The organism is Bordetella bronchiseptica, assembly GCF_900636925.1.
Taxonomy (GTDB): Bacteria; Pseudomonadota; Gammaproteobacteria; order Burkholderiales; family Burkholderiaceae_B; genus Bordetella; species Bordetella pertussis.
This window is the reverse complement of record NZ_LR134326.1, coordinates 1,693,138-1,719,794: the sequence shown is the minus strand read 5'-3', so window position 1 is coordinate 1,719,794 and position 26,657 is coordinate 1,693,138. Positions and strand designations below refer to the sequence as shown.

Genomic DNA, 26,657 nt, shown 5'->3' with positions numbered 1-26,657 from the left:
CACAATTGAGGAAGCAAGTGCCGCCATTTTACGCCCACCTTCCTACTGAGCCCACGACACTCGCTGCGGACATGCCCCGGCCGTCAGGGCAGGATCCTATGCACCGCCAGCATGGATTCCTATGTTCGCCAGCCGCCCCGGACCACTATCGTATGCGGAGCTTCTGTATTCGCCTTCCGGCTGTATGAACAAGCATTGCTTCAAATTGGTCCATTCCCCAGCCCTCGGCATGCTGGTCCCCGTCCACGAACACCGTACCGGCCGCCCGCTGCGCGGCGCGCGGCGGGCAATGGCCGTGACGCTGGCCGTGCTCGCGCCGGCCGGCGCGGCGGCGGCGGCGGGCGGCATCGCCCCGCAAGGCGCAACGCAGGTTGCCCCGGCCCGCAATGGCGTACCGGTGATCCAGATCGCCGCTCCGGATGCGACGGGCATTTCGCATAATCGCTACACCGAATTCAACGTACGGCAGCCGGGCGTGGTCTTGAACAACAGCACGGCCGAAGGCGTCTCCGCCCTCGCCGGCCGGATCAGCGGCAATCCCGGCCTGCGCGGGCCCGCGCGCGCCATCCTCAACGAGGTGACCGGCGTCTCGCCCACCACGCTCGAGGGCGCCCTGGAGGTATTCGGCCCGGCCGCCGACGTGCTCGTCGCCAACCCCAATGGCCTGACCGCCAATGGTCTGAGCACCATCAATATCCGGGGCCTGACCCTGTCGACCGGACGCCCGGGCGCCGGCGGCGTGCTGGACGTCGCGCGCGGCAGGCTGGAAATCGGCCCGCACGGCGTCAATACCGCCGGCCTGTCCTATTTCGACCTGGTCGCCCGCACCGTGGCGCTGCACGGGCCGGTCGGCGCCGGCGACGGCCAGCCGACCGCCGACATCAATGTCGTGGCCGGCGCCAACCGCTACGACTACGGACGCCGGACCCGTCTGCAGCCGACCGGGCGGCCCGCCGCGGCGCCGGACGCCAGCGCCGGCCACGCCATCGACGGATCGGCCGCGGGCGCCATGTACGGACGACACATCACGCTGGTTTCCAGCGACGCCGGCCTGGGCGTGCGCCACCGCGGCCTGGTTTCGGCGGCCGGCCATATCGCCATCGACGCGGCGGGCGGCGTTTCGGTGCAGGCGCTGGCGGCGCACGCCGCCTCGGACGGCACGGCCGGTTCCGCCACGATTCGTGCCGGCGGCGACGCGCTGATCGGCAGCGTAATCGCGTTCGGCGGCGATATCGAGGTGCGCGCCGCCGCGGGCCGGATCGCGACGCACGGCGCGCTGAACGCGCCGCGTGGCCGCGTGCGGCTGCAGGCCGGCGACGCGCTGGCCGTGCACGGCCCGGTGCAGGCCGCCCGCGTTGCGCTGGCGACACGGGGCGATGCATCGATCGCCGCCGACCTGCACGCCACGCGCGATGGCGTCAGCCTGGCGGCGCGCAACGCCACGCTGGCGCATGCCCGCGTCATCGCCACGCCGCCCGCGGCGCAGGCGCGACCCTCCACGCCCGCCATCGATATCGCCCTGAGCGGCACCCTGACCCTGCGCGGTACGCTCCACGGCGCCGACGGCGACGGCCGGCGCATCGAGGGCACGAGCGTCGCGCTGGCCGATGGCATGCCCGTCATCGTCGACACGCGGCAGCCGCAGCGCGCCGTCCCGAACGCCTTGCTGGCCTCGGACGCCGGGCTGTACGCGGCCGGCCAACCCATATCGATCCGGGCCGCCGGGCTGCGCAACGAGGGCGGCGCCATAGACAGCACCGGCACGGGGCAAGGCCATATCGGCCTGCGTATCGGTGGCCCAGCGGCCAACCTGGGCTACATCGCCACGCACGGCACGCTGGAGGCGACGGTCGACGGCACGCTGGAAAACCGGATGCTGCTGAGCGCAGCCGCGCTGCGCGTGGCCACGCATGATCTGTCCAACCACGCAGCGATGACGGCCAGCGGTCCGGACGCCGGAACGCCCGCGCTCGACCTCTCGGTCCAACACCGGGTGGACAACGCCGGCTCGCTGCTGGCCGCGCGTGGCGCGCTGCGCCTGCGCGGCGGCGCCGAGCTGTCGATTGTCAACCAGCCGGCCGGCTTCATGCTCGCCCATGGCCAGGACATCGCCGCCGCCCGCCTCGCCAATGCCGGCACGCTGTCGAGCACCGCGGCCGGCACGCTGACGCTGGCGGGCGACCTGGAAAACAGCGGCGTGCTGCAAAGTGCCCATGCCCTGCGCGTGCAGGCGCGGCGCATCGCCTCGCGCGGCCGTCTCGCCACCGCGACCGACGGCGCCGGCCTGACGCTGGCCGCCGACGAAAACCTGACCCTGGCGGGCCGCACCTCCAGCGCCGGCGCGCTGCTGGCCCGGGCCGGCGCCGCGCTTGTCAATGAAGGCATCGTCACCGCCCGGCGGGACTTGAGCTGGCGCGCCCGCGACATCGTCAACGACGCGGCCGGCGACGTCGTGGCGCGATCGGTCGACATGCGCGCCGGCCAAGGATTCGACCACCGCGGCGCGATCGGCAGCGTGACGGACCTGGTTCTGAAGGCGGCGCGCATCGACAGCGCCGGCGTGCTGCGGGCCAATCAGGACATCGACATGCATGCCGACGACGCCATGCGGCTGACGGCCGGCGCCCGCACGCTGGCCGGCCGCGACCTTGCCCTGGCCGCCGACCAGCTGGAGCAATCCGGCATGGCGCAGGCGGGACGCACCCTTACGGCCACCGCCGGCGCGCTCGAGAACGACGGTTTGCTCGACGCGGCCGACGCGAAGCTGCGAACCACGCGCGCCTTCGTCAACCGCGGCCAGATCCAGGCGGATATGCTGCAGGCGCAAGGGCCACAAATCCGCAATGCCGGCGTGTTGCGCGCCGGCGCGCTGCTGGCGCTGCAGGCCGCCGGCCGGCTCGAGAATACCGGCGGCATGGCGGCCAGCGGTTCGCTGTCCATCGCGGCGGCCGGGCCCTTCGCCAATTCCGGAACGATGGGCGCGAACGGCGACGCCTCGTTCGCGCTGAGCAGCTTTGCGAACACCGGCAGCATCAGCGTCGGCGGCGACCTGGCGCTTCGCCTGCCGGACGTCGAGCTGACGCTCGATGCCGATCACCGCCTGCCCGTGTCGCAGGGAACGACGCTGCTGCAGGTCGCCAGCCTGGACAACCGCGCGCGCAGCGAGACACCGGGCCGGCTGTCCGTCCAGGCGCGCGGCGCGATCCGCAACCAGGATACGCTGGCCGCCGGCCAGGGCCTGTGGCTGGAATCCGCCGCGAACGACATCGAGAACGGCGCCGGCGCGCTGCTGTGGTCCGGCGCGGACCTGCGGCTGCGGGGCACCCGGATCATCAACCGCGAGGCGGCCATCATCGAAAGCGCCGCCGGCATGGTGCTTGACGCCCGCGCCGAGATCGACAACGGCCTGGGCATCATCCGCGCCGGCGGCGACCTGTGGGCCGATGCCCCGCTGCTGCGCAACTCGGGACGCCTGAGCGGCCGCATCGTCCCCGTCGGCCATGCGATGATCCGCGGCGGCCACTACGACCACTACCACTCCTGGGCCGTCGCCTGGCACGAACTGTTCTCCAGCGGCGAACAAGGCGTGCGCGTGCCGCGCTACGACAGCAAGGAGGTGCGGCTCGCGCAATCCCTGATCCAGGCCGGCGGCAACCTTCACCTCAACCAGGGCGCGCAGAACGGCAAGCGGGCCCGAGTATCCAACCAGGGCCGCATCGAAGCGGTCGGCCTGGCACTCGTCGACGGCGATGTCGAGAACGCATCGCTGCACCTGAGCCTGTCCGTGGACGAGTACCTGCGCCGGGCGCTGGCCGAGCCCATCTTGCTGCAGGTCTCGGACAGCCGCGCCCAACATGTCGCGCCGACGTCCTGGCGGTTCCCTACGCTTTACCAGCTCCTCGAATTCCTGCTGTCGGACAATGCTCCCAAGTACATCTGGGGCTACTACCGCACTTGGCCCGAGTGGATCTTCCACACCCTGCGCAATCTCGACCTGGGCTATGTCGGCGCGCCCGACCCGACGGCACCGCCGGTGCCCCGCCCGCCCGTACTCGACCCGCAGGCCAAGGCGAGCACCACCCCGGCCGCCCAGGCGCTCGTCGCGCAATACCACAAGGACCTGGCCGAATACGCCACGGCGCTCGAGGCCGCGCAGCGAGCCGAGGCGATACGAACCGCGCGGCAGCGCGTGGACGGGGCGCTGCGAGCCCGCTACGGCGAGAAGCTGGCGCAGCTGGAGACCCGCACCCCCGAGGTGGATGCGGCGGTCGCCGCACTGGCGCAGACGATTTTCGACGCACGCGCCAAGCCCGCCGCCGAGGTCGAGAAACTGATCGCCGCCGCCCTTTGCTCCCCCCGGGCGCAGGCCTGCGCCGCCGGCACCACGCGTATCGCGCAACTGCTCGACCAGGCCTCCCTGCCGCCCAGGCGGCCTGCCGTGGCGCTGTTCGCCCAGGCCATGGCGGCGGTGCTCGGGCCGGACTGGCGCGGCCCGGTCGGGCACGCCACCCTGATGGCGCGCTACGCCGACTTCAAGCGTCGCGTCGCCACCCAGGGACGCGCAGCCGGCGGCGAACTGGCCTTCTATCCGGCGCAACAGACCGTGCTGGCCGGCGGGGCCGGCCTGGTGCTGTCGGGCGGGCGCGTCACCAATGGCGAGAACGTCGCCGGCCTGCTGGCCCGGAACATGACCGTGCACATCGGCGAACAACGGATCGAGACGCCGCGCGGCTCCATCGACGCGATCCGCCATCCCGACGCCGGGCCTGCGGTGACAGTCAAGGACAGCATCCACGCCCTGCTGGAAAACCGGCGCCTGTTCGCGCGCACCGCGCCGGCGCGCGCCGCCGCCGGGCCAGGCGGGCCCGACGTGCCGGCCACGCCGCCCGGCCTGCCCCAACCCCTGTACGAAACGCGCCTGAGCTATCTCGACCAAAGCCACTATTACGGCTCCCAGTATTTCTTCGACCTGATCCGCTACCGGCCGGACCGGCCACTGCGGACCATCGGCGACAATTATTTCGAGACCCAGCTGATCCGCGAACAGATCTCGCGCGCCATGGGCGGCCACGAATACCGCAACGCCGTACGCGGCCTCGCACTGGTGCAGTCGCTGATGGATGCGGCGCCGCTGGCGGCCGCCGAGCTGGGGCTGCGCGTGGGCCAGGCGCCGACCGCCGAACAGTTGGCGCGCGCCACCCGCGACTTCGTGTGGTACGTACGGGAAACGGTCGACGGCCAGGAGGTGCTTGTGCCGCGGGTATACCTGACGCGAGCGACGCGGACGGCCGCCAGCGCCACGCGCGAGGCCGGCGGCGCGCTCATGGCGTCGGCGGGCACGGTGCTCGCCGACACCGGCGGCGCGGCGATCGAATCCGGCAATGCGGCATTCCTCGGCAAGGACGTCATCCTGGATGCTGCGGGCGGCGCTGTCCGCCTGATCAACGACAAAGGTATCGCCGGCGGCGCGCGCGCGCTGGGCACGCTGGCCATACGTGGCGGCGACATCGCGATACAGGGCGGCCTGCTGGACGCCGCGCAGGCCTATCTCACGGGCGAGCGGGTCAGCCTGGCCGCCAGCGCGCGCTACGATGCGCACGGCCGGCTGGTATCGCGCCACGACGCGCGCCTGAACGGCCGCGCCGATGCCGCGGGCCTGTTGTACATTGCCGCCAAACGGCTGGACAGCGCCGGCGCGACGCTCTCGGGCGACCATGTCCGCCTGGAGGCGGACAAGGTCCGGCTGGGCGGCCTGTATGACGTCGACAGCAGCTACTCGCAAACCAGCAGGTACGGCCTGGGCAAGGCTTGGTGGCTTCTGTCCTCGCAAACGGAAACCGCCACGGCCAGCCACGCGCGCTTCCAGGGCACGACGCTGGAGGGCGCGATATTGAGCGGGCGCGCCACGGACATGGATATCGAGGGCGGCAGCGCCCGCTTCCAGCAGACCGACCTGCGGGTCGCGCACGATTTCAAGGCTCGCGCCGCCGCCGATTACGCGTACGCCGAGCGCGCAAAGCGGGTCGATCAACTGTTCCTCAGATTATCCGCCGGCGCCGGCGGCTACGAGGCGGGCATCGACCTGAGCGCGCAAGGCGGCCTGCAAGCGCACGCCGGGCGGGGCCAGACCGCCGGCGCCCATGCCTCGGTCGGGTTCGAATCGACGCGCGAATACGAAAGGTCGCGCACGACCCAGTATCGCAATGCCGATCTCAAATTCGGCGCGGGCTTGCTGGCGGTGGGCAACACGGCCGATCTGGGCGGCGCCGACATCAACCGCGACCGCTACGGTCAGGGCGCGAGCACGGCGTCGGATGCCATCCCCGGCGATTTGCTGCGCATCCGCGCCGCGCGCGTGGCCGCCACCAAGTATCTCGACGTCACCGACAGTCTCACGGCCAGCAGTTACCTGCGCGCCAGCATCGATGGCGCGCTGACCTCGAGCGTGGCGACCGCCGCCACCCGCCTGGGCGATACGCTGGCCGAGGCCCGGCAGGAAAACAGCCAGGTGCACGCCGGCCAGATGGCCCTGCAAATGGCGGGCGAAGCGACACAGCTCGCGACCGCCGACACCGCGGCGCTCAGCATCAGCGCAACCTTGGCGGCGGGTTACGCCGACTCGCACAGGAATACGCAGACCGAGAACACGAACTACTTCGGCGGCAACCTCGACATCCGGGCCACCGAACAGGACATCGACCTGGCCGGAACGAAGTTCAGCGGCGCCGACTGGCTGGCGCTGTCGGCCCGGCGCGACATCAACGCCCGCGCTGCCGTAAGCCGCTACCAGGAGTCGGGCGAACAGCACGACCTCCAGCAGCACCAGACCGTCAACGCCGGCGCGAACGCCATGCAGGCCGCGGCAGGCGTCGGCGTAACCGCGGGCCTGAGCGGCTCGCACATGGTCCGCCACGGCGCCGGACAGACTTACGAAGGCTCGGCGCTGCGCGCCACGCAGCTGCACCTACAGGCGCGCGACCTCAATCTCGACGCATCGATGGCCCAAGCGACCCGCATGGACCTGCATGTGGCGCGCGACCTGAAGGCCATCTCGCGGCAGGACGAGCAGCGATTCGATCAGACCGGCGGCAACTGGGAGGTCTCGCTGGGCGCGGCGATCCAGAACCGGACGCTCGTGGCGCCGGTCGGTACGATCGGGGCGGGCGTGCGGCACGAGCACGACTACCAGGCCTTGACGCGAAACGGCCAGGCGGGCCTGCTGGCCTCCCAGGGCCTGCGCGCGACGGTGGGGCGAGACGCCCGGCTGCGCGGCGCTATCATCGCCGATGCGTCCAACCAGGGCGGCATGGACATCGCCGGCCGGATTCACGCCGAGGCCCTGCATGACTATCGCGACAAGGATGGATTCGAGACCGGCGCGAGCGTCGGCATATCGTCGACCACGCTCAACCCCACCCTCTCATTGACGCTGGGCCGCCCGGCCGTCGAACAATACCGGGCCCTGCGGCAGGCCACCATTGCCATGGGCGCCGCGCCGGGCGCGCCACGCTATACCGCGCGGGGCGGCGTGTCGGGCCGGTTGAATACCGACTCCGGCCAGGCCGTCGTCGTACAGCGCGCCGAGCGCTGGGCATCGGCGCGCACCGAGTTCTCGTTCGACCAGCCATCGCGCCGCGACAAGGCCGACAGCGGCTCCCCTGGCGCGCGACCTGCCCACCCGGGCGCTGCAAAAGCGCCCGCGCCGCCGCTCGCGCGCCCATTGACAAGCGTCCTGGCAGGCCCATCCCCGACAAGCCCGACGGCCAAGCCGGCGGCGGCGCCCGGCATCGTCGCGCAACCGGCCATCGCTTCGCCAGGCCGCGACGCCCCCAAGCCGGCCCCCTACGCCAACCGGGTCATCGTCCAGCTGGCGCAGGACGACGTTGCCACCCAGGCCGCGCAGGCGCTGTTTCACAAGCATGCGCAGCAGTCCGACTGGTACCGGCAGGCGGACGACGGCAGCCTGCACCCCGTGCATCCGTTGCGCGCGGCCGCGGCCGGCCCTACCAAGATCCAGCTCGTCGGCCACGGCTCGGCGGACCGGCAAGCCTTGAGCGGGCACGACGGCCATGCCGTCGCCGGCATCGTCCAGCAACTGCGGGAGCGCCTGCCGCCCGCTGCGGCGCTGGCAAAGGTGGCGCTGGTGGGCTGCGACACGGACTGCGCCAGCGGCGCCAGCCTGCGCGGCGATGTCGCGCAACGCCTGGCGGCCGACGGGGCGCAACCGGCGCCTGCCGTAAGCGGCTACATCGGCCGCCTCGAGGTTGACGCCGCGGGCCGCAAGCACGCCGTGGCGCAGGGCGGCCTGGGCGACGTGGATCCCGAGGCGCGCGCGCAAGGCACGCAGCCCGTGCCACGGGTGTTTTCCCACGGCCCCGTCAACATCGCGCAAAGCGGGCAGGCCCGGCAATTGGTCATCGATGGCCACGGCAGCTGGGTGCGGCCCGACCGCGCCGTCGCGCCCAGCTACAGCGGCACGGTGCGCCTGCCAGCCGGCACACGCATGCATTTCTACTCGGACGACGGACAGATGGTCAGCGCGATTCCATTGCGCAATATCCCCGACAATCCGGAGCGGGCCTGGCACGCGCAGCCGTTCAGCGAGCGGATTTCCGCCGAGCGCATACGGCGCGTGGCCAACGCGGCCAAGGTGCCGTTCGACGTCGCGCGCCAGGGGTTCGAAACCTCGACCCAGGTACGGGAAATCGCCGCGCCGGGCACCGCGGTCAAGAACTACCTGCTCACGCCGATCGATCCGCAGCGCGATGCCGCCCTGGCGTTCCACCAGTCGCGCAGCCAGGCCGACGTGGATCTCGCGTCAGCGGCGCCCGGCAAGGGCGCATTGTTGTCGGACCTGCTGCTTGCCGTCGCGGCCTCCGGACATTCGTACCCCCTGATCCATTACACCTGCTGCCGGGGAGAGTTCCAGCGGCCCGGATCGGATACCCCGAGTCCGCAACTGCCGCCGCACGAATTGCTGATCCGATCCTGGCTGGCCAGCTCGGCGCCCGTGCACGCCCTGCCCCTGCCGCCCTCGTCGCGCGGGACACTGCCCGGCGCCGACCCCTACGCGCTGCGCAGCATCGTGCAGCTCGGCACGGACGCGGCGACGGCACGAGCGGCCGCGGCGCTGCATGGAAAGCACCCCGCCAACAGCAACTGGTATCTCCAGACCAGGGATGGCGGGCTCGAGCCCGTACGCCAGGCTGCCGGCCCGGCCGCCGGCCCGCACAAGGTCCAGTTCGTCGGCCACGGCGACGTCTACCATGGCGTGCCGCTATTGGGCGGCAACGCCGCGGCAACGCTGGCGGACCTGCTGAACCAGGTGGAACAGCACAGCCCGGCCGGCGCCCGGTTGGACAAAATCGCGCTGGTAGGCTGCGACACCGACTGCACAGGCCGCCCCAGCCTGCGCGAACCCTTCCGGCAGTCGCTAGCCACCCGCCCCGACGCGCCCGCCCTGACCGTCACGGGCTACATCGGACGCATCGACGTCGACAGCGCGGGGCGCAAGCGCCGCGTCGCCACGGGCGGCCTTGGCGATCGGCCGCCCGCCGACGAGCCTGCCTCGCCGCGTCCGCCCGCGCAGCCCGCGGCGCCCGGCTCTGGCGCGGCCACGCCCTCCTCCGCCCCGTCCGCGCCCGTGGCGGCGCGGCTGTTCACGCATGGCCCCATCACACTGTCGCAAAGCGAAAACGCCCGCCAACTGCTCATCCAGGGCCACTCCGGCTGGACCCGTCCGCCGGCCGGAACGTCCGGCGCCGGCGAGATCCCGGCGGGCTGGCTGCGGCTGCCGTCCGGCACCCGCATGCACTTCTACAGCGTGGACAACCAGCAGACATCGGGCGTGCCGGTACAGGCGATTCCACGCAATCCCGAACTGGCCTGGCTAGGCCGGCCGTTCGTCAGGGAATTCCCCGCCTCGGTCATCCGCCAATTCGCCCATGCGCGGCAGGCGCCGTTCGACGTGGCCCGCGCGGCGCTGGTCGAAAGCACGCGCGTGCAGGAAGTGGCCGCCGCCGGCGCGCTGGTCAAGAACTACAGGCTCGCCCCCGCGATCGACCCGCTGGTCACCGGCGTCGAGCAATTCCACGCGCAACGGCGCCAGGGCGATGTGGACATGGCCGTCGCGCGCGAGCGCGCCAGTTTGTCCGACGTACTGGCCGCCATCGAGGCGTCCGGCCATCATTATCCGCTGCTGCATTTCACCTGCTGCCGCGGCGAGACCGCCCCGCCCGGCGCGCCGCCCGATGCCGTCGCGCCTCCCTTGGCGCCGGTTTCGGCGCGCTATCTGCAGCAATGGCGCGAGCGCTCCGGCGTGGCGCAGCCGCGTCCGCCCACGCCCCTCGGCGCGGAGCCGCCCGTGCATGGGCCGGACCGCTATGGCCACCGGACCATCGTCCAGCTGGGCAGCGACGCGCTGACCGAAACGGCCGCACGCCGCCTGTTCCGCAAGCATGCCGGCAATGCCAGCTGGTACAGCCAGGACGCGAGCGGCCAGCTGGCACAAGTGCGGGCCCCCGCCGCGCCCGCCACCGGCCCGCAGAAAATCCAGTTCGTCGGCCACGGCAGCATACTGGAAGGCATGCCGCTGCTGGGCGGCAACAATGCCGCGCAACTGGCGCGGATGCTGCCGGCCATCCGGCAGGGGCTGCCCGCCACGGCCCGGGTGGAGAAAATCACCCTGGTCGGCTGCAACACCGGCTGCGCGTCGCGCGCCAGCCTGCGCAACCTGCTGAACCATTACCTGATCACCACGGCCGGGCTGAGCGCGGAGGTCAAGGGCTACGCCGGCCGGGTCGACGTGGACGCTGCCGGCCACAAGCAGATCGTGGAACAGGGCGGCCTGGGCAATACGCCGCCGCCCGAAGCCGCGCCCGCGCCGCGTGTATTCCGGCACGGCAACGTCACCCTGTCGCAAAGCGGCGAAGCGCGGCAATTGACGATCGTCGGACACGGGTTCTGGCCCCGCCCCGGGCCCGCGGATCAGCCTGACGGCGCGTCCCCGCCCGGCTGGGTACGCCTGCCCGCGAACACGTCCATGTATTTCTACTCGAGGGAAAACCAGCTGGTCGGCGGCCTGCCCAGCCAGGCCGCGCTGCGCGCGCCCATGCTGGCCGCACAGGGCCAGGGCGCCGCGGAGCTGTTCTCGCGTGCCGTGATCCGCGGGTTCGCGCACCGGCATCAGCTGCCCTTCGACGTCGCCCGCCACACCCTCGTGGGCGCGACCCGCCCTCAGGATATCGGCGAACCCGGCGCGCTGATCAAGGACTACGTGGTCAGCCCCGCGCCCGAGACCGGACTCGGCGCCATCGAGGATTTCCATGCCGCCCGCCAGCAGCCGGACATGGATCTCGCACAGGCTGCGCCAGGCTCCGAAATCAGGCTGTCTGAAATATTGCAGGCCGTGGCCCAGTCCGGCGTCCGATACGACCTCATCCACTATGCATGCTGCCGCGCGGAAATCCCGGCTACCGATACGCCGACGCAGCAGGTCGCCACGCCGGTGCCGGCGCCGGCGCCGGACAAGCTGGTCATGCAGCAGTGGCATTCCGGCGCTGGCGCGGCACGCCCGCCTTCGCCGCAAGCGCAGGCGCAGGCGCCATACGGGCCCGACCGCTACGCCCATCGCGTCATCGTGCAACTGGGCTCCGACACGGTCACCGAATCCGCCGCGCGCAGGCTGTTTCGCAAACACGCGGCGACCTCGCTCTGGTACGGCCAGACCCTGGAAGGCACCCTGATGTTGAAACAGGGAGACGACACGCCGGCGGCCGGCCCGCTGAAGATCCAGTTCGTGGGCCACGGCGGCCCGCGCTACAGCATGCCGTTACTGGGCGGCAATACGCCCGCCGAACTGGCGCAGATGGCCAGCACGATCCAGCATGCCGGACCGCCCTCGCAGCTGGAAAAAGTGACGCTGGTCGGCTGCCAGACCGATTGCGTCGCGCGTCCCAGCCTGCGCAAGCTGTTCTCCACTGCCCTGGCCACGGAACACGGCCTGACGCCGGCGGTCACGGGCTACACCGGCAGGGTCGACGTGGATGCAGCCGGCCGCAAGCGCATCGTGGAGCAAGGCGGATTGAACGAGCCGCGGGCGCAGGCGGGTGCATCGACGGCGGCGCCGAACCGGATCGTGCAGTCGGTGGCGCACGGCGTCGCGTTGTCGCAAAGCGGCCAGGCGCGCCAATTGGTGGTATTGGCGCATGGCGGCTGGAAGGACAAGACGACGTCGCGGTATCTCAGGCGCGTCCGGGGCGACGGCTATACCGAGCTGCCGGCGAACACGCGCATCGACTACTACACCGAAGACGGCATGCCGACCAAGGGATTCGCGGTATACCAGGAAGTCACCGCGCGCGCGAACGACGCCTACACAGGACTGCAACCGGCCCTGGCCATATCGCCGGCGGATCTCGAAGCACTGGCGCGCATGCGCAATACAAGCCCGCAGGCCTTGACCGATGCCATGCTCGCCAGCGCCGTCGGCAGGCGCGAATCCCTCATCGGGGCGGCCACGATGAAGGATTACGCCTTGTACTACCACGAGCAGTTCGCCCTGGACTTCCTGCGCCGGCACAACGCCGACGGCAGCAGCGCGGATGTGGACCTGGCCATCATCACCGAGCCGACGCACAAGCGCCATCTGTCGGATGTGCTGAAAGCGGCGAAAGAAAGCGGCGCGCACTACGACGTCGTGCATTTCGGCGCGTGCCGGGTGGGCCGCTGCCGCAACGCCGCGGCCGAGATGGGCGCGAGCGCCACCTCGCACCCGTCGCCATGACGAGATCGTGGCGCCGCGGGCCTACTTGCCGGCGCTCAGCGACGCGCGCCGGCGTTCGCGCACCGCATGGGCCAGGCGCTCCAGCACCTGCACCGAAGCATCCCAGTCGATGCAACCGTCGGTGATGCTCTGCCCGTACGTCAAGGCCTGGCCGGGCACCAGGTCCTGGCGGCCGCCCAGCAGATGGCTTTCTATCATCAGGCCCACGATGCGGGCATCGCCCTGCTCGATCTGGTTGGCCACATCATCGACCACCAGCGGCTGATTCTCGGGTTTCTTGCTGCTGTTGGCGTGGCTGGCGTCGATCATGATGCGCTGGGCCAGGCCGGCCTTGGCCATGTCCTGGCAGGCCGCTTCGATGCTGGCGGCATCGTAGTTGGGCGCCTTGCCGCCGCGCAGAATGACGTGGCAGTCCTCGTTGCCCGCGGTCGAGACGATGGCCGAATGCCCGCCCTTGGTCACCGAGAGGAAATGGTGCGGTTGCGAGGCGGCCTTGATGGCGTCGACGGCGATCTTCACATTGCCGTCGGTGCCGTTCTTGAAACCGACAGGACACGACAGGCCGGAAGCCAGCTCGCGGTGAACCTGGCTTTCGGTCGTCCGCGCCCCGATCGCCCCCCACGACACCAGGTCGGCGATGTACTGCGGGGTAATCATGTCGAGGAACTCGCAACCCGCCGGCAGGCCGCGGCTGTTGATGTCCAGCAGCAGTTCGCGCGCCACGCGCACGCCCTTGTTGATATCGAAGCTGCCATCCAGGTCGGGGTCGTTGATCAGGCCCTTCCAGCCCACGGTGGTGCGCGGCTTTTCGAAGTAGACGCGCATCACCACCTCGAGATCGGCGGCCAGGCGGTCGCGCACCGGCTTGAGGCGATCCGCGTATTCGAGCGCCGCCTTGGTATCGTGGATCGAGCAAGGGCCGATCACGACGATCAGGCGGTCATCCATGCCATGCAGGATGCGATGCATGCCCTGGCGGGCGGCGTAGACGATTTCAGAAACATCCTTCGAGCACGGAAACTCGCGCATGACATGCGCGGGAGGATTCAGCTCTTTGATTTCACGGATACGAAGGTCATCGGTATTGTGCGACACGGCACGGCTCCTGGGGTTGCCCGCCAGACTGACGGCAAGAAAAAAGCCGCCAGCTATGCTGGCGGCTTTTTCGGGGATTCTTTACCAAACTTCAGTTAACACGCGTCCCTTCCTCCGCCAGCGGCTTCAGAAACCAAAAATAAAAGTAAAAAGCGGGGGACGCAAATTTCATAGCGGTAGACTCTAGCACAAAAAAAACCGCGCGTCACCACGCGATTTTTCCAGGCCAGGGACGGCGATACGTCCCTGGCATCCTTCAGGCGGTACCGCCCACGGTCAGGCCTTCCATGCGCAGAGTCGGCATGCCGACTCCTACCGGCACGCTCTGGCCGTCCTTGCCACAAGTGCCGACACCCGAATCCAGGCGCATGTCGTTGCCGATCAGGCTGACCCGATTCATGGCGTCCGGCCCATTGCCGATCAGGGTGGCGCCCTTGACCGGGTAGGTGACCTTGCCGTTTTCGATCATGTAGGCCTCGGAAGCCGAGAACACGAACTTGCCGTTGGTGATGTCGACCTGGCCGCCGCCGAAGTTCACGGCATACAGGCCGCGCTTGACCGAAGCGATGATTTCCTCGGGCGGCGTGGCGCCGCCCAGCATGTAGGTATTGGTCATGCGCGGCATCGGCAGGTGCGCGAACGATTCGCGCCGGCCGTTGCCCGTTGCGGCGGTCTTCATCAGCCGGGCATTGAGCGTGTCCTGCATGTACCCGCGCAGGATGCCATCTTCGATCAGTACGTTGCGCTGGGTGGCGTTGCCTTCGTCGTCGATGTTCAGCGACCCGCGCCGGTCGGGCAAGGTGCCGTCGTCGATCACGGTCACGCCGGGCGAGGCCACGCGCTCGCCGATGCGGTCGGAAAACACGCTGGAGCCCTTGCGGTTGAAATCGCCTTCCAGGCCATGGCCGACCGCCTCGTGCAACAGGATGCCGGGCCAGCCCGAGCCGAGCACCACGGTCATCTCCCCGGCCGGCGCCGCACGCGCCTCCAGGTTGACCAAGGCCTCGTGCACCGCGCGCTCGACGTAGTCGCGCAGGATGTCGTCGGTGAAATAGGCCAGCCCCGTGCGGCCGCCGCCGCCCGCATGCCCCATTTCGCGACGGCCGTTGCGCTCGGCGATCACGGTCAGCGACAGGCGCACCAGCGGCCGCACGTCGGCGGCCAGGCGGCCGTCGCTGCCGGCCACCAGCACGACGTCGTATTCGGCGCCCAGCCCCGCCATCACCTGGATGACGTGCGGGTCGCGCGCGCGCGCCATGCGCTCGATGCGTTCGAGCAGGGCGACCTTGTCGGCCGCCGTCAAGGTGACCAGCGGATCGATGTCGGCATAAAGGCTGCGGCCGTCGACCGGCGGCACCTGCGCCGCCACCTTGACCTTGCCCGCACCCTGGCGGGCAATGCCGCGCACCGTGCGCGCCGACGACAGCAGCGCGTCGGCCGACAGGCTATCGGAATAGGCAAACGCGGTTTTCTCGCCGCTGACGGCGCGCACGCCCACGCCCTGGCCGATGGAGAAGCTGCCTGTCTTGACGATGCCCTCTTCCAGACTCCAGCCTTCGCTGCGGGTGTACTGGAAATACAGATCGGCGTAATCGACCTTGTGCGTGAATATCTCGCCCAGGGCGCGCGCCAGATCCGCTTCGGTCAACCCCCAGGGGTCGAGCAGCAGGGTCTTGGCGGTGGCCAGGGCGGAAATGGCGGGATCTATCAATTTCATGGAATTCCGTCTATAGAACGCGATGACGCAGGGCAGGCAGGCTGGCGCGTACCTCAGCCAGGCGCGCAGCCTCTATGGTACCGCCGATGACGCCCGGCCCCTCGGGTAAAACGTCCAGCACCTGCCCCCAGGGGTCGACCAGCATGGAATGGCCCCAGGTGCGCCGTCCGGTCGGATGCCGCCCGCCTTGCGCCGGCGCCAGCACATAACACTGGTTTTCGATGGCGCGGGCACGCAGCAGGAGCTCCCAGTGAGCCTGGCCCGTGGTGTAGGTGAAGGCGGCCGGCACCAGGATCAGGTCGACCGTACCCATGGCACGGTACAGCTCGGGAAAGCGCAGGTCGTAGCACACCGACAATCCGACCCGCCCGCACGGGCCATCGAATACCTGCACCTCTTTGCCGGGCCGGATGGCAATTGCCTCGTCATACGATTCGGCGCCGCGCTGGAAATTGAATAAATGGATTTTGTCGTAGCGCGCCGCCGGCTGGCCGCCGGGTCCGTATACAAAAGTTGTATTGAATACGCGCTGCGGGTCCGGGCTGGTTAATGGCAAGGTACCGCCCGCCACCCATATTCCATATTGGGATGAAATATTTGAAAGAAAGCTCTGAATTTTGCCATAACCACTCTCTTCCTTGATGGCAAGTTTGTCGGTATCGGTATGCCCCATAAAACAGAAATATTCGGGCAACGCAACCAGCCGCGCGCCGTCCTGCGCGGCTTTCCCAATCAATTCAGCAGCTTGCGCCAGGTTTTCATCAACGTCAGGGCCGGAGACCATCTGTATGGCCGCCACGCGGCAGGACGGGGTTGTGTCGGTTCGAGGGTCGCCTGTCATATGAAACAAAAAATTCCTGAGTTGGAAGCACACCGTGCCGGGCAATTTCTGTATTATTGGAAAACAACAATCATATATACCCTTCAGCCGGCGACCGAGTCATTTGAAATAGTTAGGAATAACCATGCCCCGTGAAAACTATGCTGTACTGCAGGCCAAGATAGAGAAAGAAATCACCAAACTCAAGCGCAAGGCGGAAGCCCTGCATACACGGCGCCGCAAGCCCGTGATCGCGTCGATCGTCAAGTCGATGCGTGAATACAATATCACCCCCGAGGAAATCGCCGCCGCCTTCGGTTCGGCCAAATCGGTGCGCGCGCCCAGCGCTCCGGTACGCCGCAAGGCTGGCGCGCCGGTCGCCAAGCGCGCGGTAGCGCCCAAGTACCGCCACCCGCAAACGGGCGAAACCTGGAGCGGCCGCGGCAAGGCGCCGCGCTGGCTGGCTGCCGAAGAAGCCGCCGGCGCCAAGCGTGACAGTTTCCTCATCCGCGACTGAACCGCCCGTTCGTCCCGGAATGCCGGCGCGCCTCAAGGCGCGCCGTTTTTATTGCGCCGCCGCCATCGCCACGGCGGTGCGCCGCGACCGCGCATTCGCTAGCGAGCCAGCGGATACTCGATCTCGCGTTCCGAGCCATTATTGCCCGGGAAATTGTCGAATATTGCCTGCACCAGATACGGCATGGCGCCCAGCAGGTCGTCGCGCCCGCTGGTAATGTACGCGGTCGATCGATAGACTTCGGCGCCGCCGCGCGCGGTATCGCGGATTTCCAGGCTCAGGCTATTGCGATACGCAACGGTGGGCACGTCGACCCATTCCGGCCCCCAATACCCGACGCCACCGCCCCACCAGCGCGGCCCGTAATAACCGCCATAACCGCCGTAGAAATAGGGATCATAGGCGCGCCGCACCATAACCTGGGTCTGCGCGGAGCCATACCGGAAGGACACCGTAAACCGCGCTTTCCGGCCCTCGCGCGCCTCGACCAGGCCGGTGGCGCCGATACCGGCGCGCACCATGTCCTGATAGGACTGATATTCGAGATTGTTGAGTTGCCCGGTTTCAGGCGCGAACTGGTAGGTCTGTCCGGCAACGCCGTCCGGCCATTGCTGGAATGAGGTGACGCGCGCCGACACGCTGGGCGCGGCGCACCCGGCCACCAGCGCCGCGCCCGCCAGCAGGGCCGCCAGCCCGGCCAGCCGCGCCAGGCGCGAATACGCATGAATACTGAACATGACTGCGGCCCTCCAGGCCAGACGCAAACCGGATATTCCTTCGACCGCTGCGCCCGGCGAAGGTTTCATTTGGGTACCTGAGCAATGCGGGGGCATGCGGCGCTGCATCTACAATACCCGCATTGTCCATCATCTGTTTCGTAGGCCATGCGCACAGACACGCCCGTCACCGTATACCGCAAGGATTATCAGCCCTATCCGTATACCATCGCCGACGTGGCGCTGGAATTCGACCTGGATCCCGCCTCGACCACCGTGCGCTGCCTCATGCAGGTGGCGCGCAAGGCCGATGCCCGGGACGATGCGCCGCTGGTGCTGGACGGCGAAGCGCTCGAGCTGGTTTCCATTCGTGTCGACGGCCGCGACTGGGCGCGTGACGGCTATGTCCTGGACGACGCCACCCTGACCTTGCGCGGCCTGCCGCCCAGCGCGGCGGTCGAAATCGTCAGCCGCTGCAGGCCCGCCGCCAATTCCACCCTGATGGGGCTGTATGTCTCCGGCGGCAATTTCTTCACCCAGTGCGAGGCCGAGGGCTTTCGCCGCATTGCCTGGTTCGCCGACCGGCCCGACGTCATGTCGCGTTATCGCGTGACGCTGCGCGCGGCGCCCGATTATCCGGTGCTGTTGTCCAATGGCAATCTGCTGGCCACCGCCACCCTGCCCGATGGCCGCCTGCAGGCGGAATGGGAAGATCCGTTTCCCAAGCCCAGCTATTTGTTCGCGCTGGTGGCCGGCCGCCTGACGCATCGCGAAGAGCGCGTGCGCACCCAATCGGGCCGCGATGTGCTGCTGCAGGTCTACAGCGATCCCGGTTCGGAGAACCGCACCGAATGGGCGCTGGAATCCTTGCGCCACGCGCTGCGCTGGGACGAGTCGCGCTTCGGCCTGGAGCTGGACCTGGACCGCTTCATGGTGGTCGCGGTACGCGACTTCAACATGGGCGCGATGGAAAACAAGGGCTTGAACATCTTCAACGCGGCCTATGTGCTGGCCGACCCGGCCACCGCCACCGACGCCAACTACGAAGGCATCGAATCCGTCATCGGCCACGAATACTTCCACAACTGGACCGGCAACCGCGTCACCTGCCGCGACTGGTTTCAGTTGAGCCTCAAGGAAGGCCTGACGGTATTCCGCGACCAGGAATTCAGCGCCGACATGATGGCGCGCGGCCTGGACGAGCAAGCCGCCGCGAGCGCGCGCGCGGTCAAGCGCATCGACGATGTCGTCACGCTGCGCGCGGCCCAGTTCCCCGAGGATGCCGGCCCGATGGCCCACCCCATCCGGCCCGACAGCTACCAGGAGATCGGCAACTTCTATACCGCCACCGTGTACGAGAAAGGCGCCGAAGTGATCCGCATGCAGCACACCCTGCTGGGCGAGCCGGGATTCCGCGCCGGCATGGACGAGTACTTCCGGCGCCACGACGGACAGGCCGTGACCTGCGACGATTTCGTCGCCGCCATGGAATCGGTCTACGCCGCGCGCAATCCGGGCCGCGACCTGTCGGTGTTTCGCCGCTGGTACAGCCAGGCGGGCACGCCGCGCGTCAGCGTCAAGCTGGATCACGACGCGCAAAGCGGCCGTTGCACCGTCACGCTGACCCAGCGCTGCGCCCCGGTCGGCGTGGAGAAACGCGCCGGAGGCGACTTCGCCAAACAGGCATTCCACATTCCTTTCGCGATCGGCCTGCTCGACGCGCAGGGCCGCGCGCTGCCGCTGCACCTGGACGGCCAGCCGGCGCGCGACACCGTGCTGCTCGAACTGACCGAGGCGCGCGCCAGCTGGACGTTCGAGCAGGTGCCGGACATGCCGGTGCCGTCGCTGCTGCGCGGCTTCTCGGCGCCGGTCATCGTCGAATACGACTGGAGCGACGCCGACCTGGCGCTGCTGTCGGCGCACGACACGGATCCATTCGCCCGCTGGGAAGCAGGCCAGGAACTGGCCACGCGCGAGATCCTCGCGCTGACGGCCAGCCATCAGGCCGGCCAGCCGCTGGCCGTGCGCCCGGCCTTCATCGCGGCCTGGCGCGCCCTGCTGACCGACCCGACGCTGGACGCGGCCTATCGGGCCCGCGCCCTGGCGTTGCCCTCGGAAAAAACCCTGGCCGAGCGCATGGAGCAGATCGACCCGCCCGCCCTGGCCGTGGCGCGCGATTTCCTGCGCGCCGAGGTGGGCCGCCAACTGGCCGCCCCCTGGCGCGCGGCGTTCGACGCCAACCAGACGCCGGGCGCCTACAGCCCGGCGGCCGGCCCGGCCGGCCGGCGCGCGCTGAAGAACCAGGCGCTGAGCCATCTGATGGCCGCCGAAAGCGCGGACGCGCAAGCCCTGGCGCAGGCCCAGTACGACCAGGCCGACAACATGACCGACAGCATGGCGGCTCTGTCGGCGCTGGTGAATTTCGGCGCTCCGGACAGCGCCGCGGCGGCGCTGGCGGCGTTCTACGAACGCTGGCGCGACGACCCGCTGGTCGTCGACAAATGGTTCACGCTGCAGGCCACCGCGCGCTCGACCGACATCGACGCGGTACGCGCCCTCATGGCGCACCCGGCCTTTACGCTGCGCAATCCCAACCGCGCCCGCGCGCTGGTGTTCCAGTTCTGCCTGAACAACGCCCGCGGCATGCATCGCGCAGACGGCCGCGGCTATGACTTCTGGGCCGAGCAGGTGCTCGCCCTGGACGCGCTCAATCCGGAGATCGCCGCCCGCCTGGCGCGCGGCCTGGATAATTGGGCGCGCTTTGCCGAGCCGCTGCGCGGCGCCATGCAGGCCGCGCTGGCGCATGTGCGCGCGCATGCCGGGCTGTCGCGCAACGTACAGGAAATCGTATCGAAAGCCTTGGATCTGGCTGCTTAGGAGCTACTCTTGAAACGTAAAACCCTTACCCAATATCTGGTCGAGCAGCAGCGCTCGGCCCAGGCGCTCGGCCCGGAAGTGCGCCTGCTGATCGAAGTGGTGGCGCGCGCCTGCAAGGCCATCAGCCACGCTGTCAGCAAAGGCGCGCTGGGCGGCGTGCTCGGCAGCTTGGAAAGCGAGAACGTGCAGGGCGAAGTGCAGAAGAAGCTGGACGTGCTGTCCAACGAAATCCTGCTCGAAGCCAACGAGTGGGGCGGCCACCTGGCCGCGATGGCGTCCGAGGAAATGGAAACCATCCATCTGATCCCCAACCGTTATCCCAAGGGCGAGTACCTGCTGCTGTTCGATCCGCTGGACGGCTCGTCCAACATCGACGTCAACGTGTCGATCGGCACCATTTTCTCGGTGCTGCGCGCGCCGCACAGGGTGGCCGGCGCCGACGTCTGCGAGCAGGACTTCCTGCAGCCGGGCAGCCAGCAGGTGGCGGCCGGCTACGCCGTCTACGGTCCGCAGACCATGCTGGTGCTGACCATCGGCAATGGCGTGGTGGGGTTCACGCTGGATCGCGAGATGGGTTCGTGGGTGCTGACGCACGAATCGATGCGCATCCCCGAGGACACCAAGGAATTCGCCATCAACATGTCCAACATGCGCCACTGGGCCCCGCCGGTCAAGCGCTACATCGATGAATGCCTGGCCGGCAAGACGGGCCCGCTGGGCAAGGACTACAACATGCGCTGGATCGCCTCCATGGTGGCCGACGTGCATCGCATCCTGACCCGCGGCGGCATTTTCATGTACCCCTGGGATGCCCGCGAGCCGGGCAAGGCCGGCAAGCTGCGCCTGATGTACGAAGCCAACCCGATGGGCCTGATCGTCGAGCAGGCCGGCGGCGCGGCCATCGACGGCACGGGGCGCATCCTGGATATCCAGCCCGACAAGCTGCACCAGCGCGTGTCCGTGATCCTGGGTTCGAAGAACGAGGTGGAGCGCGTGGGGCGCTACCACGCCGAAGCGCACGCCAGCTAGGGCCGCTTGCGCGAGAAAAGCCCGCCAGCATCGCGCCGGCGGGCTTTTTTTCACGGTTCGGCGGCGGCGGGAAGAGCCTCGCCGAGCCTGGACCGCGAACCCTCGCCTACTTGACCTCCTCGATCGTCTTGACGTCGTCCTTGTTCATCTGGACCTTGTGGCCGTCCTTCTCGTACTCGTAGAAGCCGGTGTCCTCGTTGTACTTCGGCTCGTCGGGCGTCACGACCTGACTGCCATCGCGCTGCTGTACCACCGAGGGCGATGAGCATCCCGCCAACACGCCAAGGCCGGTTACGGCAAAAGCCAGCGTCATGGTTTTCAGGGTCATGGGCAATCTCCAAAGTGACAATGTCGTTTCACTGTAGTGCGCCAGCCCGTCCCGCGCGGTGACCGGATGTGGTCAAAATGCATGGGACTGTAATCGCTGCGTCCCCGTCGCGCATGCCCTGTTTCTCCCCTGTATGGACGGCCATGAAAAGGCAACCCCCGGGCGCCTTGCGGCGGCCGGGGGTTGCCCTTGCAAACAGCCTGCAAGGCGTCTTTACACTTTGGCGTGGGCCTCGATGAAGGCCCGCACCGCCTGCGCGTCGCAGTCCATGAGCGTCACGCGCTGGGGCAGCGATTCGAGGTCGGCCAGGTCAGCCGGCGGCGGCACGGTGCGCCCGAGCGCCGCCTCGATGGTTTCCGCGAACTTGGCCGGCAGGGCCGTCTCGAGCACCAGCATGGGCACGCCCGGCTCGACGAACTGGCGCGCCACCTTGATGCCATCGGCCGTGTGCGGGTCGACCAGCACGCCGGTTTCGTCGAAGGTATTGCGTATGGTCTGCAGGCGGTCGGCGTGCGAGCTGGCGCCGGCCACGAACCCGTAGCGGGTTTCGAACTGCGGCTTGAGCGCCGACAGGTCGAAGCTGCCGTCGCGCGCCAGGTCGGCCCACAGCGACGCCACGCGGCCGGGGTCGCGCCCGACCAGGTCGAACACGAAGCGCTCGAAGTTCGAGGCGCGCGAGATGTCCATCGACGGGCTGGAGGTGGCGTAGGTGTGCTCGGGACCGCGCGGGCGGTAAACGCCGGTGCGGAAGAACTCCTCGAGAACGTTGTTCTCGTTGGTGGCCAGCACCAGGCGGCGGATCGGCACGCCCATGCCGCGCGCGATGTGCCCGGACAGGATGTTGCCGAAATTGCCCGAAGGCACCGCGAACGACACCTCGCCACCCTTGGGCGCGGCACGCAGCCAGCCGTGGAAGTAGTACACCACCTGGGCGGCGATGCGCGCCCAGTTGATCGAGTTGACCGCGCCCAGGCGATAGCGCGTCTTGAACGCCAGGTCGCCGGCCAGCTGCTTGACGATGTCCTGCGCCTGGTCGAACACGCCCCGCACCGCGATATTGTGGATGTTCTCATCCTGCAGCGAGTACATCTGGGCGCGCTGGAATGCGCTCATGCGGCCGTGCGGCGACAGCATGAACACGGCCACGCCCTGCTTGCCGCGCAGCGCGTACTCGGCCGCCGACCCGGTATCGCCGGAGGTGGCGCCGACGATGTTCAGCGTGGTGCCGCGCCGCGTCAGGACGTACTCGAAGACCTGGCCGAGAAACTGCATCGCCATGTCCTTGAAGGCCAGCGTGGGCCCCTCGGACAGGCCCAGCAGCTGCAACCCCTGCCCCAGCTCGCGCACCGGGACGATGTCTTCGCTCTTGAACACGCCCTGCCGGTAGGCTGCGCGCGTCAGCCCGCGCAGGTCCTCGGCCGGGATGTCGGTGGCGAACAGCGACAGCACTTCGAAGGCCAGGTCGGCGTACGAGAGCCCGCGCCAGGACTCCAGCGTGGCCGCGTCGACTTGCGGCAGCTGCTCGGGGATGGCCAGCCCGCCGTCGGGCGCCAGGCCTTCGAGCAGGATGTCGGAGAAACTCTGCGGGGCCATGCCGCCGCGGGTCGAGATGTACTTCATGTGAGGTTTTCCATGCGCAGGCGCGTCACCTTCGAACGCACGAACGGCAGCGCTTCGATGTGCTCGATGGCCTGGTTCACATTGCCTTCGACGGCTTCGTGCGTCAGGAAGATGATGTCGGCGCCGCCGATGCGCGCGGGCTGCTGGATCATCGAACCGATGGAAATCGAGCGGTCGGCCAGGATGCGCGCGATGTCGGCCAGCACGCCGGGCTGGTCGTCGACCCGCATGCGCAGGTAATAGGAGGTGCTGACTTCCTCGATCGACAGGATCTGCAGGTCGGACAGCGCATCGGGCTGGAAGGCCAGGTGCGGCACGCGGTGGCCAGGGTCGGCCGTGTGCAGGCGGGTCACGTCGACCAGGTCGGCCACCACCGCCGACGCGGTGGGCTCTTCGCCGGCGCCCTGGCCATAGTACAGCGTGGGCCCCACGGCATCGCCGCGCACCAGCACGGCGTTCATGGCGCCCTCGACATTGGCCAGCAAGCGCTCGGCCGGCACCAGCGTCGGATGCACGCGCAGCTCGATGCCATCGACGCGCCGCTTGGTGATGCCCAGCAGCTTGATGCGATAGCCCAGGCGCTCGGCGTGGGCGATGTCCTCCTGGGCCAGTTGCGTGATGCCCTCGACATAGGCCTTGTCGAACTGGACCGGCACGCCGAAGGCCAGCGAGGCCAGCAGGGTCAGCTTGTGCGCGGCGTCCACGCCTTCGATGTCGAAGGTGGGGTCGGCCTCGGCGTAGCCCAGGCGCTGCGCCTCGGCCAGCACGTCGGCGAACGGCAGCCCGCGGGCGCGCATTTCGGACAGGATGAAATTGGTGGTGCCGTTGATGATGCCGGCCACCCATTCGATGCGGTTGGCGGTCAGGCCTTCGCGGATCGCCTTGATGATGGGCACCCCGCCGGCCACCGCGGCCTCGAACGCCACCATGACGCCGCGGGCCGAAGCGGCGGCGAAGATCTCGTTGCCGTGCTTGGCCAGCAGCGCCTTGTTGGCGGTGACGACATGCTTGCCCTGGGCAATGGCTTCGAGCACCAGCTCGCGCGCCAGCGTATCGCCGCCGATCAATTCGACCACGATGTCGACCGCCGGATCGCGCACCAGGGCAAAGCCGTCGGTCGAAATCTCGACGCCATCCCCGACGCGGCTGCGCGCCTTGGCCACGTCGCGCACGGCGATGCGGCTGACTTCGATGCGCCGTCCGGCGCGCCGTGCGATTTCTTCGGCATTACGCGCCAGCACCGCCCAGGTGCCGCCGCCCACCACGCCCAGGCCCAACAGGCCCACCTTCATCGGATTCATTTAAGCAAACCGTCCTTGCGGAACATATCCTTGATGCCGCGCACCGCCTGCCGGGTGCGCTGCTCGTTTTCGATAAGAGCGAAGCGTACGTACTCGTCGCCATACTCGCCGAAGCCGATCCCGGGGGACACGGCCACCTTCGCATCCGACAGGACACGCTTGGCGAACTCCAAAGAACCCATCGCCCTGTAGGGCTCGGGGATCTGCGCCCAGATATACATGGACGCCTTCGGGATCTCCACATTCCAACCTGCCTCGTGCAGGCCGCGCGCCAGCACGTCGCGGCGGCGCTGGTATTGCGCCACGATCTCGTTGACGCAATCCTGCGGGCCGTCCAGCGCCGCGATCGAGGCCACCTGGATCGGCGTGAACGTGCCGTAGTCATGGTAGCTCTTGATGCGCGCCAGCGCGCCGACCAGCTCGCGGTTGCCGACCATGTAGCCGATGCGCCAGCCGGCCATGTTGTAGCTCTTGCTCATGGTGAAGAACTCGACCGCCACGTCGCGCGCGCCGGGCACCTGCATGATGGACGGCGCGACATAGCCGTCGAAACAGACGTCGGCGTAGGCCAGGTCGTGCACCACCAGGATGTCGTGCTCCTTGGCCAGCGCGACCACGCGCTCGAAGAACGACAGGTCGACGCACTGCGCGGTCGGGTTGCTGGGAAAGCCCAGGATCATCATCTTGGGCTTGGGAATCGACTCGCGCACGGCGCGTTCGAGTTCCTCGAAGAAGTCGATGCCGGGCGTCATGCGCACCGAACGGATGTTGGCGCCCGCGATCACCGCCCCGTAGATGTGGATCGGGTAGCTCGGGTTGGGCACCAGCACCGTATCGCCGCGATCCAGCGTCGCCAGCATCAGGTGCGCCAGGCCCTCCTTCGAGCCGATGGTGACGATGGCTTCCGAATCCGGGTCGAACTCCACCGCGTAGCGGCGCATGTACCAGTCGCAAATCGCCTTGCGCAGGCGCGGGATGCCCTTGGAGACCGAATAGCCGTGCGTATCGGGCCGGGTCGAGGCCTCGACCAGCTTGTCGACGATGTGCTGCGGCGTCGCGCCATCGGGGTTGCCCATCGACATGTCGATGATGTCCTCGCCGCGCCGTCGCGCCGCCATCTTGAGCTCGCCGGTAATATTGAACACGTACGGCGGCAAACGCTCGATGCGGGAGAACTTCCTCATGATGGGAATCCTAAAGGGCGACAGAAAGAGGGGCGGGAAAAGGCCGCGCGCGGCCGGCGCGCCGCAAGATTGCAGCGCAACAAAACCCTGTAATCTAGCGCAAGCCCGCCCGCCCGGCAAATGGACATTGATCCGTCCCCGCCGGCCCCGTGGATACCCTGCAACATGCTGTCATGCCGATGCGCTATTATCGGAACCACATAGTCGGAGTTTTTATTGAAGCTGCATACCGATCCTGCGACGGCGCTGAATACCGTCACCGCCTATGGTGACGGCTACATCGAAGTCAACCAGGTCCGCTTTTCCCACGCCATCGCCTTCGCGCCCGAAGGCCCGGTCGCAAGCTGGCCGGTCCAGCGTCCGGCCGACATTACCGCCTCCCTCCTGCAACAAGCCGCCGGTCTGGCCGAGGTCGTCCGCGATCCGCTGGCATTCCTGGACGAGCCCGAGGCAGGCGCCGGCGCGCGCCCGGCCAACGCCCCCGAAGTGCTGCTGGTAGGCACCGGCAGGCGCCAGCACCTGCTCGGCCCCGAGCAGGTGCGCCCGCTGCTGGCAATGGGCGTGGGCGTCGAGGCGATGGACACCCAGGCCGCCGCCCGTACCTACAACATTCTGATGGCCGAGGGCCGACGCGTCGTCGTCGCCCTCCTTCCCGACGGAGACTCCTAG

13 protein-coding genes are annotated in these 26,657 nt (G+C 68.7%); 5 read left to right on the top strand and 8 right to left on the bottom strand.

What is annotated here, in order from left to right; translation table 11 throughout:
• Positions 1-121 precede the first annotated feature (121 nt).
• A complete protein-coding gene (locus tag EL288_RS07970) occupies positions 122-12,784 on the top strand; it encodes a C80 family cysteine peptidase (RefSeq protein WP_033458777.1) in 12,663 nt (4,220 codons plus the stop codon).
• A gap of 21 nt (positions 12,785-12,805) precedes the next feature.
• On the opposite strand, the gene aroG is transcribed toward EL288_RS07970, so the two are convergent.
• From aroG to EL288_RS07955, 3 genes are all read right to left on the bottom strand, one after another.
• Entirely contained in the window at positions 12,806-13,879 is a 1,074-nt protein-coding gene (aroG, locus tag EL288_RS07965; protein ID WP_003813056.1) for a 3-deoxy-7-phosphoheptulonate synthase AroG, read from the bottom strand.
• Between the two features lie 256 nt (positions 13,880-14,135).
• Complete coding sequence (tldD, locus tag EL288_RS07960) at positions 14,136-15,596, bottom strand: metalloprotease TldD (RefSeq protein WP_003813059.1); 1,461 nt, start codon at positions 15,594-15,596, stop codon at positions 14,136-14,138.
• Positions 15,597-15,606: 10 nt separating this feature from the next.
• Positions 15,607-16,437 (bottom strand): carbon-nitrogen hydrolase family protein, encoded by an 831-nt coding sequence (locus EL288_RS07955; RefSeq protein ID WP_003813061.1) that lies wholly within the window; start codon positions 16,435-16,437, stop codon positions 15,607-15,609.
• Positions 16,438-16,561: 124 nt separating this feature from the next.
• On the opposite strand from EL288_RS07955, the gene EL288_RS07950 reads away from it, so the two are divergent.
• The gene (locus EL288_RS07950; protein ID WP_003813062.1) at positions 16,562-16,933 is read left to right on the top strand and encodes an H-NS histone family protein; all 372 of its coding nucleotides are present in this window, start codon (positions 16,562-16,564) and stop codon (positions 16,931-16,933) included.
• Between the two features lie 98 nt (positions 16,934-17,031).
• Here EL288_RS07950 and EL288_RS07945 read toward each other — a convergent pair whose 3' ends face one another.
• The gene (locus tag EL288_RS07945) at positions 17,032-17,670 is read right to left on the bottom strand and encodes a DUF4136 domain-containing protein (protein ID WP_003813064.1); all 639 of its coding nucleotides are present in this window, start codon (positions 17,668-17,670) and stop codon (positions 17,032-17,034) included.
• Positions 17,671-17,817: 147 nt separating this feature from the next.
• On the opposite strand from EL288_RS07945, the gene pepN reads away from it, so the two are divergent.
• Together pepN and EL288_RS07935 are read left to right on the top strand one after the other, a co-directional pair.
• A complete protein-coding gene (gene pepN / locus EL288_RS07940) occupies positions 17,818-20,526 on the top strand; it encodes an aminopeptidase N (RefSeq protein ID WP_010928564.1) in 2,709 nt (902 codons plus the stop codon).
• 9 nt (positions 20,527-20,535) lie between these two features.
• A complete protein-coding gene (locus tag EL288_RS07935; RefSeq protein ID WP_003813068.1) occupies positions 20,536-21,555 on the top strand; it encodes a class 1 fructose-bisphosphatase in 1,020 nt (339 codons plus the stop codon).
• A gap of 106 nt (positions 21,556-21,661) precedes the next feature.
• Here the strand turns inward: EL288_RS07935 and EL288_RS07930 are convergent, their stop codons facing one another.
• From EL288_RS07930 to alaC, 4 genes are all read right to left on the bottom strand, one after another.
• Positions 21,662-21,883 (bottom strand): YgdI/YgdR family lipoprotein, encoded by a 222-nt coding sequence (locus tag EL288_RS07930; RefSeq protein ID WP_003813070.1) that lies wholly within the window; start codon positions 21,881-21,883, stop codon positions 21,662-21,664.
• 213 nt (positions 21,884-22,096) lie between these two features.
• Entirely contained in the window at positions 22,097-23,503 is a 1,407-nt protein-coding gene (gene thrC, locus EL288_RS07925; RefSeq protein ID WP_003813072.1) for a threonine synthase, read from the bottom strand.
• On the bottom strand, positions 23,500-24,804 hold the full coding sequence (locus EL288_RS07920; RefSeq protein WP_003813074.1) for a homoserine dehydrogenase: 1,305 nt from the start codon (positions 24,802-24,804) through the stop codon (positions 23,500-23,502). Before EL288_RS07920 ends, thrC begins: the two co-directional genes overlap by 4 nt.
• Positions 24,801-25,988 carry an alanine transaminase gene (gene alaC, locus EL288_RS07915; protein WP_010931132.1) on the bottom strand — a complete coding sequence of 396 codons (1,188 nt, stop codon included), beginning with the start codon at positions 25,986-25,988 and terminating at the stop codon, positions 24,801-24,803. The genes EL288_RS07920 and alaC overlap by 4 nt, the downstream gene beginning before the upstream one ends.
• Before the next feature lie 216 nt (positions 25,989-26,204).
• On the opposite strand from alaC, the gene EL288_RS07910 reads away from it, so the two are divergent.
• Positions 26,205-26,657 carry an Mth938-like domain-containing protein gene (locus EL288_RS07910; RefSeq protein WP_003813077.1) on the top strand — a complete coding sequence of 151 codons (453 nt, stop codon included), beginning with the start codon at positions 26,205-26,207 and terminating at the stop codon, positions 26,655-26,657.

Excerpts from the sequence above, each read along its gene's own strand:
- EL288_RS07970 (WP_033458777.1), top strand. The coding sequence starts at position 122 with ATGTTCGCCAGCCGCCCCGGACCACTATCGTATGCGGAGCTTCTGTAT.
- tldD (WP_003813059.1), bottom strand. The coding sequence starts at position 15,596 with ATGAAATTGATAGATCCCGCCATTTCCGCCCTGGCCACCGCCAAGACC.
- EL288_RS07955 (WP_003813061.1), bottom strand. The coding sequence starts at position 16,437 with ATGACAGGCGACCCTCGAACCGACACAACCCCGTCCTGCCGCGTGGCG.
- EL288_RS07950 (WP_003813062.1), top strand. The coding sequence starts at position 16,562 with ATGCCCCGTGAAAACTATGCTGTACTGCAGGCCAAGATAGAGAAAGAA.
- EL288_RS07945 (WP_003813064.1), bottom strand. The coding sequence starts at position 17,670 with ATGTTCAGTATTCATGCGTATTCGCGCCTGGCGCGGCTGGCCGGGCTG.
- pepN (WP_010928564.1), top strand. The coding sequence starts at position 17,818 with ATGCGCACAGACACGCCCGTCACCGTATACCGCAAGGATTATCAGCCC.
- EL288_RS07930 (WP_003813070.1), bottom strand. The coding sequence starts at position 21,883 with ATGACCCTGAAAACCATGACGCTGGCTTTTGCCGTAACCGGCCTTGGC.
- thrC (WP_003813072.1), bottom strand. The coding sequence starts at position 23,503 with ATGAAGTACATCTCGACCCGCGGCGGCATGGCCCCGCAGAGTTTCTCC.
- EL288_RS07920 (WP_003813074.1), bottom strand. The coding sequence starts at position 24,804 with ATGAATCCGATGAAGGTGGGCCTGTTGGGCCTGGGCGTGGTGGGCGGC.
- alaC (WP_010931132.1), bottom strand. The coding sequence starts at position 25,988 with ATGAGGAAGTTCTCCCGCATCGAGCGTTTGCCGCCGTACGTGTTCAAT.